The sequence below is a fragment of the Oleiphilus sp. HI0132 genome (assembly GCF_001635845.1).
Genome location: NZ_LWGJ01000505.1, coordinates 1 through 812 on the forward strand (window position 1 = coordinate 1; position 812 = coordinate 812).

Genomic DNA, 812 nt, shown 5'->3' on the forward strand with positions numbered 1-812 from the left:
CCGCACAACAAGTCCGAACAGTTAATGTCGGCGACTTTACTGCACCAATGATAACTCTAATTGGCAACACAACCGTAAATATTGAACTTGGCTCAAGCTATACCGATGCAGGCTCAAGTGCGACAGATAATATTGATGGCGACCTGAGCTCCAGTATTATTTCAAGCGGAACAGTCAACCCTCTTGCGACTGGAACATATGTAATTAGCTATGACGTAAGTGATGCAGCTGGGAACAATGCCGTACAGCTTACGCGAACAGTAATCGTCACCGATACTACCGCACCGGTTATCACATTACTTGGCTCGGCAAGCATCAACCATGAACAAGGAACTGCTTATAGCGACCGTGGCGCCAGTGCTACAGACAATACTGACGGTGATATCACCGCCAGCATCACTGTATCCGGTTTTGTCGATGCAAATGCCGCTGGCACATACACTCTCAATTACAACGTTAGCGACAGCGCAGGAAATAACGCAACAACACTAACACGTACTATTACAGTTGTTGATACAACGCTACCGGTATTGACCTTAAGCGGAAGTACTCCAACTAATCATGAGCAAGGAACAAGCTATACCGATGCAGGCGCATCCGCCAGTGATACCGTTGACGGAGACTTAACTGCAAATATCCTTGTCACGGGCTCCGTTGATGCAAATACTGCCGGCTCCTATATTCTTACTTATAATGTTATCGATACATCCGGTAACGCAGCCACATCTATTACAAGAACCGTTATCGTGGCCGACACGACAGCCCCTTCTATTACCATTCTCGGCAGTTCAGCCGTCAACCATGAACAAGGC

At 47.2% G+C, this 812-nt stretch carries 1 protein-coding gene; it reads left to right on the plus strand.

Annotated features, from left to right (window positions below; genetic code table 11):
* The coding region (locus A3766_RS06090) for a DUF5011 domain-containing protein (protein WP_156508726.1) at positions 1-812 on the plus strand (812 nt) is incomplete at both ends.